Annotated in this window: 10 protein-coding genes; 5 read left to right on the top strand and 5 right to left on the bottom strand. The window is 65.5% G+C overall.

The features are described 5' to 3' along the window. Nucleotides 1–15 precede the first annotated feature (15 nt). Together ACYQ3G_RS05135 and rdgC are read right to left on the bottom strand one after the other, a co-directional pair. A complete protein-coding gene (locus tag ACYQ3G_RS05135; RefSeq protein ID WP_028578133.1) occupies nt 16–537 on the bottom strand; it encodes a hypothetical protein in 522 nt (173 codons plus the stop codon). Further along, entirely contained in the window at nt 537–1166 is a 630-nt protein-coding gene (gene rdgC / locus ACYQ3G_RS05130) for a recombination-associated protein RdgC (protein WP_459823146.1), read from the bottom strand. Before rdgC ends, ACYQ3G_RS05135 begins: the two co-directional genes overlap by 1 nt. Before the next feature lie 85 nt (nt 1167–1251). Here rdgC and ACYQ3G_RS05125 point away from each other — a divergent pair, with 85 nt between their 5' ends. Beyond that, the gene (locus ACYQ3G_RS05125; protein WP_459823143.1) at nt 1252–3375 is read left to right on the top strand and encodes a DUF3536 domain-containing protein; all 2124 of its coding nucleotides are present in this window, start codon (nt 1252–1254) and stop codon (nt 3373–3375) included. A 360-nt stretch (nt 3376–3735) separates the two neighbouring features. On the opposite strand, the gene trmFO is transcribed toward ACYQ3G_RS05125, so the two are convergent. Beyond that, nucleotides 3736–5046: a methylenetetrahydrofolate--tRNA-(uracil(54)-C(5))-methyltransferase (FADH(2)-oxidizing) TrmFO gene (trmFO, locus tag ACYQ3G_RS05120; RefSeq protein WP_459823140.1), complete on the bottom strand. Its 1311-nt coding sequence runs from the start codon at nt 5044–5046 to the stop codon at nt 3736–3738. 129 nt (nt 5047–5175) lie between these two features. Further along, nucleotides 5176–7878 (bottom strand): cation-transporting P-type ATPase, encoded by a 2703-nt coding sequence (locus tag ACYQ3G_RS05115; RefSeq protein ID WP_459823137.1) that lies wholly within the window; start codon nt 7876–7878, stop codon nt 5176–5178. Nucleotides 7879–8095: 217 nt separating this feature from the next. On the opposite strand from ACYQ3G_RS05115, the gene ACYQ3G_RS05110 reads away from it, so the two are divergent. From ACYQ3G_RS05110 to ACYQ3G_RS05095, 4 genes are all read left to right on the top strand, one after another. After that, the gene (locus ACYQ3G_RS05110) at nt 8096–9259 is read left to right on the top strand and encodes a Na+/H+ antiporter NhaA (RefSeq protein ID WP_459823134.1); all 1164 of its coding nucleotides are present in this window, start codon (nt 8096–8098) and stop codon (nt 9257–9259) included. A gap of 12 nt (nt 9260–9271) precedes the next feature. Next, entirely contained in the window at nt 9272–9661 is a 390-nt protein-coding gene (locus ACYQ3G_RS05105) for a hypothetical protein (RefSeq protein ID WP_459823131.1), read from the top strand. A gap of 17 nt (nt 9662–9678) precedes the next feature. Then, nucleotides 9679–10347 carry a pseudouridine synthase gene (locus ACYQ3G_RS05100; protein WP_459823128.1) on the top strand — a complete coding sequence of 223 codons (669 nt, stop codon included), beginning with the start codon at nt 9679–9681 and terminating at the stop codon, nt 10345–10347. A 229-nt stretch (nt 10348–10576) separates the two neighbouring features. Continuing rightward, nucleotides 10577–13789: a DEAD/DEAH box helicase gene (locus ACYQ3G_RS05095; protein WP_459823125.1), complete on the top strand. Its 3213-nt coding sequence runs from the start codon at nt 10577–10579 to the stop codon at nt 13787–13789. 24 nt (nt 13790–13813) lie between these two features. Here ACYQ3G_RS05095 and ACYQ3G_RS05090 read toward each other — a convergent pair whose 3' ends face one another. Continuing rightward, nucleotides 13814–14017 (bottom strand): hypothetical protein, encoded by a 204-nt coding sequence (locus tag ACYQ3G_RS05090; RefSeq protein WP_028578126.1) that lies wholly within the window; start codon nt 14015–14017, stop codon nt 13814–13816. Between the last annotated feature and the right edge of the window lie 2 nt (nt 14018–14019).

Below are 14019 nucleotides of genomic sequence, written 5' to 3'. Positions count from 1 at the left end.
TGGTGGACGGCGGGGTTAGCCTTCCAGCCATCTGCGCAGTCTGGTTGTTTCCTCTTTCCAGTGGGGGCTGAAGCGCAGGTCGAGGAAGCGGGCGTAGGCCGTGTCCACGTAGGCCATGCATTTTTCCGTGAGGTAGACCTTTTCGAGGATTCGGGCGTCGGGGTCCTCGCCCTCTTCCAGCTTGGTGTCCACCTTGGGGGTCTTGAGGCCCTGGAGGGTGAAGGTCGCGGCGTCGAGCAGGACCTGCCAGGCGGCTTCGTCCTTTTCGATGCGCACCTTGACCTTGTTGACCTTCTTGCCGGTGGCCAGGCCCATGCGGGCTTCCCGCAGCTCGGCCATGGGGCCGCTGCACACGGCCGTTTCCTTGGCTTCGCCCTCGCCGCCCTGAACCGAGACCTTCTGTTCCACGGTCACGGAAAAGGCCTCGCCGTCCTTGGTTCTGAAGAGGCCGCTGCTGGTTTCGCTGGCGAACCACAGCCAGGTCAGGAATTCCTGGCCGAGCATGAGGCTGACTGTCTGCGCGTGATCCAGATCCATCATGCACCTCCCTGGGCGAAAACGGTGGGTTCGAACTCGTCCAGTTCGGCCTGGCGGTCTTTGCCGAGGAGCTGCAGGGCGAGAAAGTACGGGGTCAGGGGTTCGAGCGTCAGGCCGAAGGTGTGGGTGAAGAGCTCCTCGAAGAGCTCCGTCAGCTTGGACTGCGTCGAGGCGATGGACACGATCTGCCTGTCCGTGTCCCAGATGACGTCGAAGCAGGCCGGGATGGGCAGGGTTCTGGCCCGCAGGCGCAGTTCGACCTGGTCGCGGATTTCGGCCTTCTGCTCCTTGGTCACGAATTTCTTGCCCTGCTCGCGCATGGCCTGCATGGCCTCGTTCATGGCCACGAGGAGGTGCTTCTTCATGACCGCCGGGGGGATGCGCCGGGTGTCCAGGCGCAGGGTGAAGGCCAGGTAGGGGCCTTTTTCCGGGGGGCAGAGGGCGAAATCGGGGTCGAGCATGTTGTCGAAGGAGACCCAGCCGAAGCTGCGCTCCTCGGCGCTGCCGTCGATGTCGCGGAAGGCGTTGCGTTTGAGCCGGTCCTCGATCTCGTGCCACAGGGTCGAGGGGATGTCCTCTTCGACGATGCGGTAGCGGGTGAGGCCGACGCTGGCTGACATGAATCCCAAGGTATCCTCCCTTGCGCCGCCTTTGACGGCATCATGGTTTTGTTTCAAGGTCCATCAACTGCAATCAGAAAATTTCGGAGCGACCATGTCCAAAGCGTTGTGCATCCATGGCCATTTCTATCAGCCACCCCGTTTCGACCCCTGGCTCGAGGCCGTCCTGCCCGAAGGCAGCGCCGCGCCGGAGCACGACTGGAACGCGCGCATCACCAGGGAGTGCTACGCCCCCCTGGCCTGGGCCCGCAGGCTGGACGGGCGGGGCCGCATCCACGAGCTGGTGAACTGCTACGCCTGGATGAGCTTCAACTTCGGCCCGACCCTGCTGCGCTGGATGGAACTGCACGCGCCGCAGACCTATGCACGCGTCCTTGAAGGGGACAGGCTGAGCCTTGCGCGTCTGGGGCACGGCAACGCCCTGGCCCAAGTGTACCACCACGCCATCATGCCCCTGGCCACGGATTTGGACAAGGACCTGGAGGTGGCTTGGGCCGTCCAGGATTTCCGGACTCGCTTCGGCCGCGACCCAGAGGGCATGTGGCTGGCCGAGACGGCCGTCGACCTGCCGACCCTTTCGGCCCTGGCCAGGGCCGGCATCCGCTTCACCATCCTCGCCCCGCGACAGGCCAGGGCCGTGCGCGCAGGCAGCGGGGAGTTCGTGGCCGTGACCGAGGACAGCCTCGACACTACGCGGCCCTATCTGGTCAGGCTCCCGGAAGGCAAGAGCATAAATGTGTATTTCTATGACGGAGCCGTGTCGCGGGCCGTGGCTTTCGAGCGCCTGCTGGCCAGCGGCGAGAATTTCTGGACCCGCCTGACCGGCTCCCTGCCGGGCGGCCTGCGCAACATCGCCACGGACGGCGAGTCCTACGGGCATCACTTCATGTTCGGCGAGATGGCCCTGGCCTACGTCATCGAGCAGGCCCGCCAGGGCCGCGACGACGTGGTCTTGACCAACTACGCCGCCCATCTCGCGGCCCACCCGGCCACGGACGAGGCGCTCATCAACGAGAACACGTCCTGGAGCTGCGTGCACGGGGTGGAGCGCTGGAAGACCCACTGCGGCTGCTCCGACGGCGGCCACCCGGACTGGATGCAGGACTGGCGGCGCCCACTGCGTCGCTGCCTCAACTATCTCAAATACTATGTCGACGAGCACTACTCGCGGCGCGGGGCGGCCCTCTTCGGCGATCCCGGTCCGGCCCTGCGGGAGTACGGTCTGGTCCTGGCGGGGGCCGAGCCCCTGACCGCCTACCTGGGGCGTCACTGCAAGTCCGGCCTGGACGCCTCCGACCGCACCGACGCCGCCCGGCTCCTCCTCATGCAGAGGTTGTCGCTGGCCGCGTTCGCCAGCTGCGCCTGGTTCTTCGACGAAGTGACCCGCATCGAGCCCCTCAATGCGCTGACCTCGGCCCGGCGCGCCTTGGACCTGCTTTCGGGCACGGGCGGGCCCGACGTGGAGGCCGGATTCGTGCGCGTCCTGTCCGAGGCCCACTCCAACATCCGGGACGACTGGGACGGCGAGGCCATCTGGAAGACGCTGGTAACGCCGAGGCGTCCGTCCCTGGCGGAGCTTTCGGAATACGCCGTGAACTTCCCGGATTCGTCCGGGCTGATGAGGGCGCAGTGGCCCGGCCTGCGCCTGGAGGTCGAGAACGGTGCCGCCGGCAGAAGGGTCAGGGGCTTCTGGACGCAGACCCTGGAAGAGGAAGCGGCGCTCCTGCCGGCCGGGCCCGCTCATCGCTCGCGCTTCAGGACAGAGGTCTCCTACCGTCTTTCGCGGGAGATGGAGCGCGGACTGCTGGCCGAGTCAGGCCGGCGGGCCGAAATTCTGGACCCGCTCCTGGCCGGTTTCGACGAGGGGCAGAAGGTTCCGCAGGAACGTCTGGCCCTGCTGGCCCCCGGGCTGGTCTGGAACTGGCTTTTCGGGGGGCGGACATTACCCGCCGACGTGCTGGGTTTTCTGAACGCCTGGCTGTCGGCCAACAAGGACATGCGCAACCTGTTGGAGGGGCTGGCCGAGGAGCGCGGCACGGGCATGGCCCGCGACATCACGGCCAATTCCCATGCGCTGACGGAGCTCATCGCCCGCACGCGCCGTCTGGGCATGTCCATCTACTGGTGGGAGGTCCAGAACCTGGTCATGGCCGAGCCCAAGCGCTGCGTGCACGAGGAACTCTGCCTGCTCCTCAACCTGTCCCTGCCCGAGGCCTGACAGTCCGTCCCAAAACGGCGATCTGCTGCGTCAGCGAAAAAAGCCAAACCGCTTATGTATGCGAGAGTACACTGCGCGTCCTGGCTTTTTTCGCTTCCTTGCATCTCACCATTTTTGAACGGCCTGCGAATTTTGAGTTTTTTCAGCAGTCAGCTAACGTACCGCATATCGCCTGCCCTTCGCAGGGTCAGTAAACATACAGGGGGTGCAGGGGGCGGGGCCCCTGCCCGCCGGAGGCATGCCTTTCCCAACCCCTTGAGCAATCCGTACTCATCGACCCGTCTTTGCCGATCCAACAACCCTGCAAGGGATGCAGGGGGCGAGCCCCCTGCCCGCCGGAGGCATGCCTTCCTGCCCCCCTCAGCCTTCCGCGCCTCCCTTCTCCATCCACGCTTTCCAAACCTCCCGCGCCCGCTGGGCGTAGAGTTCCTTGCGTTTCTTCTTGGGCGCTTTCCTGTTCAGGGCGGGCATGAGGCCGAAGTGGACGTTGGAGGGCTGGAAGTGTTTGGCCGGGGTGCGCAGGTGCGAGAGGAGGGCGCCCAGGGCGGTTTCCTGCGGGGGCAGGTCCGCGTTGCCGGCGAGGTGCAGGCCCAGCCAGAGGCCGGTGGCGGCGGATTCGAGGTAGCCTTCCACGCCGCTGATCTGTCCGGCGAGGTAGGTGCGGGGGCGGTTTTTGAGTTCGAGGGTCGGGGTAAGGGCTTCGGGGGCCAGGACGTAGGTGTTGCGGTGGATGCTGCCCAGGCGCAGGAATTCGGCGTGTTCGAGGCCGGGGATCATGGCGAAGATGCGTTTCTGTTCGCCGTATTTGAGCTTGGTCTGGAACCCGACCATGTTCATGGCCGTCTTTTCCAGGTTCTCGGCGCGCAGCTGGACCACGGCGAAGGGCTGGCGACCGGTGCGCGGGTCCGTGAGTCCTACGGGCTTGAGGGGTCCGAAGGCCAGGGTCATCTCGCCGCGTTCGGCCATGACCTCGATGGGCAGGCAGCCCTCGAAGTGCATTTCCTTCTCGAACTCCCTGGGGGCGACCTTCTCGCCGTCGATCAGGGCGTGCACGAAGTTCAGGTACTGCTCTTCGCTCATGGGGCAGTTGAGGTAGTCCTTGTCTTCAGGGGCGTAGCGCGAGGCCCAGAAGGCCGTGTCCGTGTCCACGGATTCGGTCAGCACGATGGGCGCGATGGCGTCGTAGAAGGCCAGGGAGTCGCGGCCGACGATGCGGGCCAGGTCGGCGGACAGGGAGTTGGAGGCCAGGGGGCCGGCGGCGACGATGAGGGCTTCGTGCCCCTGGGCGTCGAGTTCGTCCAGGCTTCCGATTTCGCGGCGCACCAGGGTGATGCGCGGGTGTTCCAGGACGCGCCGGGTCACTTCGCGGGCAAAGCGTTCGCGGTCCACGGCCAGGGCCTTGCCTGCGGGCACTTCGGTGCCTTTGGCCACGTCCATGACCAGGCTGCCCAGTTCGGCCATTTCGAGCTTCAAAAGGCCGATGCCCGTTTCGGGCTCGGCCGAGCGGAAGGAGTTGGAGCAGACCAGTTCGGCCAGGTCCTCGCTGTGGTGGGCCGGGGAGAAGCGGTGGGGCTTCATCTCGTAGAGCACGACGTCATGCCCGGCCTGGGCCAGCTGCCAGGCGGCCTCGCAGCCGGCCAGCCCGGCGCCGATGATTCCGTAGGTTTTCACGGCATTCCCCTCCTGATGGTGAAAGACGGGCTTGTGACCCAAGGCTGCGGCGGGGTCAATCCCGGTGTTCGAGGCGTGCGGCTGGTTTGGGTGAAGGAAGGGCGGACGCCGAAGCGCCCGCCCGGGATTTCAGGCCGCTGCCTGTCGGCTGCGGATCTTCTTTTCGGCCTCGATGATCAGGTAGGCGACCAGGGAGGCGGCGATGATCTTGACCCACGGCAGCAGCCCGATGGGTGCGCTGCCGAAGAGGGTGTTCATGAAGGGGACGTAGGTGAAGGCCAGCTGCAGGACGACCATGATCACGAAGCCGGCGGTGACCCAGGGGTTGGTCCAAAAGCCCAGTTCGAAGGGCGAGCGGGTGAAGGAGCGGCTGTTGAAGAGGTAGAAGGCCTCGACCATGACGAAGACGTTGACGGCCACGGTGCGGGCCTGTTCCGGCACGCCGGTGGTCCGCAGTTCCCACTCGTAGAGGCCGAAGGCCGTGACGAGGAGGATGGCGCCCACGAGGAGGATGCGGATGTAGAGTTCCGTGTCGAGGATGGGCATGGCCGGGTCGCGGGGGGGGCGGTCCATGATGCCGGGTTCCTTGGGCTCGAAGGCGAGCATGAGACCCAGACAGCCGGCCGTGGTCATGTTGATCCACAGGATCTGCACCGGCAGGATGGGCAGGGCCACGCCGAGGAGGATGGCCAGGAGGATGACCAGGCCTTCGCCGACGTTGGTCGGCAGGGTCCAGACGATGAACTTGAGGAGGTTGTCGTACACGCCGCGCCCTTCTTCCACGGCGGCTTCGATGGTGGCGAAGTTGTCGTCGGTCAGGATCATGTCCGCCGCTTCCTTGGCCGCCTCGGTGCCGCCCTTGCCCATGGCCACGCCGATGTCGGCCTGCTTGAGGGCCGGGGCGTCGTTGACGCCGTCGCCGGTCATGGCCACGATCTCGCCGCGACCCTGCAGGGCCATGACCAGGCGGAGCTTCTGGTCCGGGGCCACGCGGGCGAAGACTGCGGTTTCGGCGGCCTTGCGGGTCAGTTCGTCGTCGGACAGCAGGGCCATGTCCGAGCCCGTCATGACCTGGCAGGTGGGCCGGCCGGGGCAGGTGCTGATGCCCAGGCCCAGCTGCACCCCGATGGCCGCGGCCGTGACGGCATGGTCGCCGGTGATCATCTTGACCTTGACCCCGGCGCGCTTGAAGGCGTCCACGGCCAGGACGGCCTCGGGGCGCGGCGGGTCTATCATGGCCTGCAGGCCGATGAAGATGAGGTCCGCGGCCACGTCGTCATGGGTCAGCGTGCCCGTGTCCGCGGGCAGTTCCTTGCAGGCCATGGCCAGGACGCGCATGCCTTCCATGCCCAGGCGTTCGACCTCGGCCCGGATCAGGTCCTGGTCCAGGGGCGCCAGGGAGCCATCGGCCTGGAGTTCGCGGGCGGCGCGCTGCAGGACGGATTCCACCGAGCCCTTGAAGAAGGCCAGGCGCGGCGCGCCCTTGCCCTGGTCGTGCAGGGTGCCCATGTACTGGTGTTCGGACTCGAAAGGCAGGGTGTCGAGGCGCGGCAGGCGCCGGCCCTCGGCGTGGGCTTCCAGCTCGGCCTTGGCGGCGGAGACCAGCAGGGCGGCCTCGGTCGGGTCGCCGATGACTTTTTCCGTGCCGTCCTCGTACTCGATGCGCGTGTCGTTGCACAAGAGACCTGCCAGGAGCGCGCTGGCGAGGGCCTCGTTGCCATCGTCCAGCCCGTCGATGCGGCCCTCCGGGCGGTAGCCCGTGCCGTGCACGGCGTGGGTGCGGCGGCCGGCGAAGATGGCGGTCACGGTCATCTGGTTTTCGGTCAGGGTGCCGGTCTTGTCCGAGCAGATGACCGAGGCGCCGCCCAGTGTCTCCACGGCCGGAAGCTTGCGGATGATGGCCCCGCGTGCGGCCATGCGCGAGACGCCCATGGCCAGGATGACGGTCACGGCGGCGGGCAGGCCTTCGGGGATGGCGCCCACGGCCAGGGCCACGGCGGCCATGAACACGTCGGCCGGGTTTTCGCCGTGCAGCAGGCCGGCCACGAAGGTCAGGCCGGCCAGGGCGAGGATGGCCCACAGGAGCAGGTGGCTGAATTTCGATATCTTGCGGGTCAGGGGTGTGGCCAGTTCGTCGGCCTCGGAGACCATGGTCGAGATGCGGCCGATCTCGGTGTTGTCGCCCGTGGCCACGACCACGCCCGTGGCCTGGCCGTAGGTGACCAGGGTCGAGGCGTAGGCCATGTTGCGGCGGTCGGCCAGGACCGTGTCGCGGGCCAGGATGTCCTCTTTCTTGCCGACGGGCACGGATTCGCCCGTCAGGGCCGATTCGTCCACGCGCAGGTCCTTGATGGCCGTGAGGCGCACGTCGGCCGGGACCTTGTCGCCGGAGCGCAGCACGACCACGTCGCCGGGCACGAGCTCCACGGCGTTGACGCGGCGCGTCGCGCCGGAGCGGATGACCACGGCCTCGGTGACCATGGCCCGGGCCAGGGCCTCCAGGGCGCCTGCGGCCTTGGCTTCCTGGATGTAGCCGACGATGGCGTTGACCAAGACCACGCCGACGATGACCGCCGAGTCGACGACCTCGCCCAGCACGGCGGTGACGATGCCGGCCGCGATGAGGATGTAGACCAGGGGTTGGTGGAACTGGAGCAGGAAGCGTTCGAGCTTGCTCTTGCCCTTGGTCGCGGTCAGGGAGTTGGGGCCGAAGTGCTCGGCTCGGCGTTTGACCTCGAAGGAGTCGAGGCCTTTTTCCAGGTCCGTCTGCAACAGTTCCGCGGCTTCCCCAGGTGGGAGATGGTGCCAGAGTTTTCCGAGAAAGGATTCCATAACATCGCTCCTTGACGGTTTGTCTGCAATTTTTTCACGGCAAGCGGGGAAAAGACAAGTATTTACTGAGTAGTGCACATGGTGGCAAACTTCAAGCCGGAGTTCGGATTCACCTGTACATCTTCAACATCGGCCGGACGGCGCTGAGCACAGGCCTTTGGCCTGTGGCCTATCCTGGCGGGGTTTGTTCATGATATCATTATCCTGTAAGAGTTTCATGCGATGGGTGTCCATGGCCGGGATGCTTTCGGCCCTGGCCTTCGCGCTGGCGATGATCTTCTCGAACACGGGGCTTGCGCCCTGGTACGCCGGGATCAGGTTGCCGATGCTCGGCGTTTCCTATGGAGACGTGACCCTCGGGCGGCCAGCGCTTGTCTGGATCAACCTGGCGCTCATGAGCGCGGTCCTCTTTGCGGTCGCCCTGGAGTGCACGCGCGGCGTGATCGAGGAGGAACTGGACGGTCCCGACCGCCTGCGGCTTCCTGTCTTCGGCGCATTGGGCGGGATGCTCGCCGCGGGGGCGGTCCATGCTCTTTTGTCCGGGGCGCAGGGTGGCCTGGAGCCGTGGTGGGTCGCGTCCCTGGGCACGGATGCGGCCTTGGGTCTGGCCGTGCTGTCGCTCTTGGGGGAACGCGTGCCCGGAGCGTTGAAATCCCTGTTCGCGACCATGGCCATGTTTTCCCTGATCGGGTCGTCGGTCGTCCTGGTCGGGGTGCAGGGCGGGTTGCCATCCTGGCCCGTACTGGCCATCGGCGGCACCTGCGTGGCCGTTTTCGTGCTCCTGCGTCTTGCGGGCGTTGAGTCCGTATCGCCGTATCTGCTGACGGGCGCCGTCCTGTGGGCTGCGGCTGCGGGCGAAGGCTCCCTGGCCGTGCTGGCCGGTCCCCTGACGGCTCTTTGTATTCCGGGCCGGAGCAGGGAGGCGAACCCTTCCCCGCTTCTGGGGCTGGAACAGGATTTGCTGCCTACGGTGTGCTGCGTTGCGCTGCCGCTTCTGGTTTTCGCGAGCGCCGGCTTTTCGCCCGTGGAGGCTCCCGCAGGCTTCGCGACGGCTCGGGAGGCGTTGCCGGCCTTCCTGGGCATGTTCCCGGCCAAGGCGGCGGGGATCTTCGGGATGTGCTGGGCCGGGACACGGTTGCGGCTGTGCGCCCTGCCAGCCGGGATAGGCTGGAAGGAATTCGGCGGGGTTGCGCTGCTGGGCGGGGCCGGGTTCACGGTGAACGTTTTTCTCGGCCTCGCCCTCGCCGGGCACGACGGGCCGGCCGTGAACGGAATTCGCATGGCGGCCATGGCGGCGACGGCGCTGTCTGTCTCATGCGGGTATGCAATTCTGCGCTACGCCCTTGCCCGTCGACGCAACAAGGTTATACAGAGAGCATGATGGGAGGTTGTCATGAAAATACGATACGTCCTGATTCTCCTCACGCTTGTGTTTTTGACGCAGGCCTGCGTCATCGCGCCCGCTCCGCCGGTATATCGCGACGACGTATACAGGCAGGGACCTCCGCCCCATGCCCCGGCCCATGGGTATCGCCACAAGCAGCGGTATTACAGATATTACTATTACCCTGAAGTGGGTGTGTATTTCGACCTGGACCGCCGGCTCTACTTCTATCTTGACGGCGGTTGGCGCGTTTCGACCCGCTTGCCCGGAAGCCTGCGCGTTGGCCTGTACGGGCCGGTGACGCTGGAAATGGATCTGGCTGAACCGTACCGCCGCTACGACGAACATCGCCACAACTACCCTCCGGGCAAGCCGAAGAAAAAGAACAAGAAATGGTAAATTCAGGATTCTCCCTTGTGGCTGACGGGCCCGGATTTGTTGTCGTGGACAAGGATCCGGGCCTCGATTTTCACGACTGCGAGGGCCTCCCCGGGCTGTGCACGCTGGCTGGGCGGCATCTGGGGCGACCCGTGTTCCCGGTGCACCGGTTGGACAAGGCCACGTCCGGGCTTCTGCTCCTGGCCACGGACCGCCGCCGGGCCGCTGACCTGGCCGCCCTGTTCCGGGAGCGGCTCGTGGAGAAGTTCTACATCGCCCTTTCCGATTCCCCGCCGCGCAAGAAGCAGGGGCTGGTGCAGGGGGACATGGTCCGCTCCAGGCGCGGGACGTGGAAACTGACCCGGACCATGGAGCGTCCGGCCGGGACGCGTTTCTTCAGCTTTTCCGTGGGGCCGGGCCTGCGCCTTTTCGTCCTCAAGCCCCTGACCGGGCGCACGCATCAGCTGCGCGTGGCCATGAAGAGCCTGGGCTCCCCCATCCTGGGCGACGAACTCTACCATCCCCGCTTGCCGGCCTGGCCGGACCGCATGTACCTGCACGCCCACACCCTGCGCTTCTGCCTGGAGGGAACGGAGTTCGGCTACGCGTGTGCGCCGAAGGTCGGAAAACTGTTTCTGGATGGACGGTTCAGGCAGGTTTTCGAAAGTCTGGGGCCCTTGGAAACCCTCCCCTGGCCGGGGCGATGAGCTCCGCCTATCCTTGCCGAACGCGCACACAAAGGGGTGCCGCCGCGAATGGTCTTATCTGGACACTTGTGCTTGAGAAGCAAATCAATAGAGTAGCCGGGGCTTCGAATCGGGCCGGCTGCGGTGTCCTTTTTCCGGCCCCTGGCGAGAGGTAACCGATCAATCGCCCCCATCTTTCACGGCGCGAGTCCCGCAGCCGTCGCCGCATTGTTGTTGCCATGGAGTAAGCGTGAAGACTCGAAGGAAAACTGCAAATTGGGCCAAACTGCTCACGAAAGATTTTACCCTGCAGATTCGGCGGGAAGGCAAGCGGCTGTACGAGGCCGGCGCGGTGACCCTGCAGGACGCCACGGATTTCAGGATCAAGGCCAACGTGCAGGACGAGGATACGGACGAGGTTGTCATCGAGCTTGGCGAACAGTCCGTGCGGGCGGAGTGCGGGTGCCGCTTCTGGCACAATGGAACTCCTTGTCCTCACATGTGGGCGGCTATCCTGGCCGCGGACGACAGGTTGGCCGAAGGGGGTATCTCGGCCAGGGTGCCGCGCCTGCGGGCTGACGCCCCCGGAAACGGGGACGGAGCCACAGAGTCGGATGTGTCGGCAGGACCGCCCAGCCCTCCCGCCTGGCGCGGTCTCATGTTTCCCGAAGTGGGCGCAGTGTTCGAAGGACGGCCTGCAGTGGGTGACTACGTTCCGAGCTATGAGCTGCAGGTTGATCGGGGCGCGGTGTGGTTCAAGGCCGTCAAGCGCCGGGTGCTCAAATCCGGGGGGCTGGGGCAGCCCGTACGAATCGGCCAGGATATGTTGCGAAACGAGAGACTGGCGTTTCGGGACCGGGCCATTTTGAATATCGCGCTAGGGGCGATGCTGCAGGCCGAGTATCTGCGGCATGGTTACGTCTACAAATTGCAGGACCAGGGATTCGACCATTTTCGCCCAGATATCATGACGCTGGCGCAGCTGTTGCCAGCCCTTGCTTCGTCGGGTCGGTGCGGATTGCGCATGAACGGGGACGTCCTTTTCGATACGCTGCGCCCCGGAGGGCTTGCCCGTGTGGCGTGGGCGGCTGAATCCGGGGGGAGGGGTGGCCTGAAATACGAAGCTCGCCTGCAGGTGGGGGAGCGCGAGATGGCCTTCAGCGAAGTGCCCGTATATTTTGGCACCTCTCCCGTCATGTTCGTGCACGAGGGGCGTGTACATTCCCTGCCGGACGTGAGTTTTGACTGGGTCACCGACATGCGCAGGCGCAAGGGCCGCGTTCGTGTCGACAAGGCAGAGGTGCGGGACTTGGTACGGGCAGTTTTGGAAGAGCCCCGGCATTCGCCTGTCGAGATTCCGGACGGCATGATGCCTCCGGTGCGCGCGCAGGCAGGCATCGTGCCCTGCCTGGAGCTGACCGTGGAGCAGAGCGGTGTGTGGAGCCGGGTATGGTTTGACTACGACGGGTTTGAAGTGGCCGGCGCGGACCCGCGTTCCCAGATCCTCGACGTCGAAACCTGGGTCCGGTTCGAACGGGACTTTGCCCGTGAACGCGAGTTGACCGAGGATATAGAGGCGCTTGGTTTCGCCCCTGGAGGCGAAGCCCCTTTGGATCAGACGGGGTTCTGGGAGCGTCTGGAACAGGCCGCGCAGCGGGGCTGGACCCTGCGCGGTCGGGACAAGCGTCGGATTCATGCCGGCCGGATGGGCTCCATCAGGGTCAGCAGCGGGGTGGACTGGTTCGACCTGGAAGGCGAGGTGGACTTCGGCGGGGTCGTCGTTCCCTTGCCCGTGGCGGTGCGCGCCTATCTGCGTGGCGAAACGATGGTCGACCTGGGCAACGGCGAAACCGGGCTCCTGCCGCGCGAATGGCTGGCCAGGCATTCAAGGCTGCTGGCCCTGGGGGAAGCGGTCCGCGGTCATGGGGAGTCGCTGCATTTCCATGCAGCCCACGCCCGTCTGCTGGACGAACTTCTCGAACAGTGCCCACAGCAGCCTTCCGATTTCCTGGAGTTGCGGCGCAAGCTCGCATCGTTCGAGGGGGTGTCGCAACTGGACCCGCCGCCGGGTTTCATCGGGACCTTGAGGCCATACCAGCGCGAAGCCCTGGGGTGGTTCGACTTTCTCGCGTCTTTCGGATTCGGCGGCGTTCTGGCCGATGACATGGGACTTGGCAAGACGGTTCAGGCATTGGCTTGGCTGGCCACGCTCCAGGCACGGGGGAGGCGAGGTCCGAGCCTTGTCGTGGGGCCGACTTCGCTGCTGTTCAACTGGCGGGAGGAGGCCGGCCGGTTCGTGCCGGGATTGCGTGTCCTGACGTACGCCGGGACTGGTCGAAGTGGGCTGGACGGCCGGTTTCAGGACCATGACCTCGTACTGACCACCTACGGCCTGCTGCGCCGAGACGCGGACATCATGCGCCGGACGCACTGGGAGTGTGTCATCCTCGATGAAAGTCAGGTCATCAAAAACCCGGACTCCCAGACCGCCAAGGCAGCCAGGCTGCTCCCGGCCGCGCACAGGCTTTGCCTGACCGGCACGCCGCTGGAGAATCGCCTGTCGGAACTCTGGTCGCAGATGCACTTCCTGAATCCCGGCTTGCTCGGTTCCAGAAGGAGCTTCGAGAGCCGCTTCGTCAGGCCGCTGGATCAGGGTGACGGCGAAGCCCGGGAGTTGCTCCGGCAGAGTCTCAAGCCCTTTTTGCTGAGAAGGACCAAGGCTGCCGTGGCCAAGGATCTGCCGGACAAGCAGGAATCGGTCATCCGGTGCGAAATGACCCCGGCCCAGGCGAAGGTCTATGAGCGCCTGCATGCTCATTACCGGGCGGAGATTCTCTCCGCCGTGGACAGACAGGGCATGGACCGGTCGCAGCTGAAAGTATTGGAGGGTTTGCTGCGGCTGCGGCAGGCGGCCTGTCATCCCGCAATGGTCGGGTACGAAGGGACGGGATCGGGCAAGCTGGAAGAGCTGGGCGCCCGCATCGCCGATGTGGTGGCCGAGGGGCACAAAGCGCTGATTTTTTCGCAATTCACCCGTTTCTTGAGCCATGTCCGTGAAAAGTTGCGGGAACTCGGCGTTGCCCACGAGTATCTTGACGGCCGCACCCCGGCCGCGACCAGGGAAAAACGCGTGGCCTCCTTCCAAAGTCCAAGCGGTCCTCCGGTCTTCTGCATCAGCCTCAAGGCCGGAGGCGTTGGCCTCAATCTGACGGCCGCCGAATATGTGTTCATCATGGACCCGTGGTGGAATCCGGCAGTGGAGGCCCAGGCCGTGAACCGGGCGCACCGCATAGGGCAGGGCAGGACGGTTTTCGCCTATCGGCTGATCGCCAGGGACACCATCGACGAGAAGGTCCTGGCCCTGCAACAGGACAAGAAAGAGCTTGCCGACTCTTTGCTTGAGGGTGCCGCTTCTTCCGTCGGGGCGCTGACCTTGGAGGATCTGGAACGGTTGTTGGGGTGATGCGGTTCGACGGGCCGACGTCGCTCACGTATCGAGCAGATTGTTGCCCTTGACCCGCATGCGGGCGTTCAGGGCGTCGATGCGCTCCTGCAGGCGGGCGCGGCGGTGTTCGTTCTTTTCGCCGTAGAAGGCGCGCAGCAGGAAGTTGCGGCAGTGGAAGAGGGTGTGGGACTCCTGGTCGATGTCGACCAGTTTGCCGCAGATGGCGCAGGTGCTGAATTTGGCCATGC

This window comes from Desulfomicrobium salsuginis (genome assembly GCF_054657795.1).
This window is presented reverse-complemented; position numbering and strand designations above follow the sequence as displayed.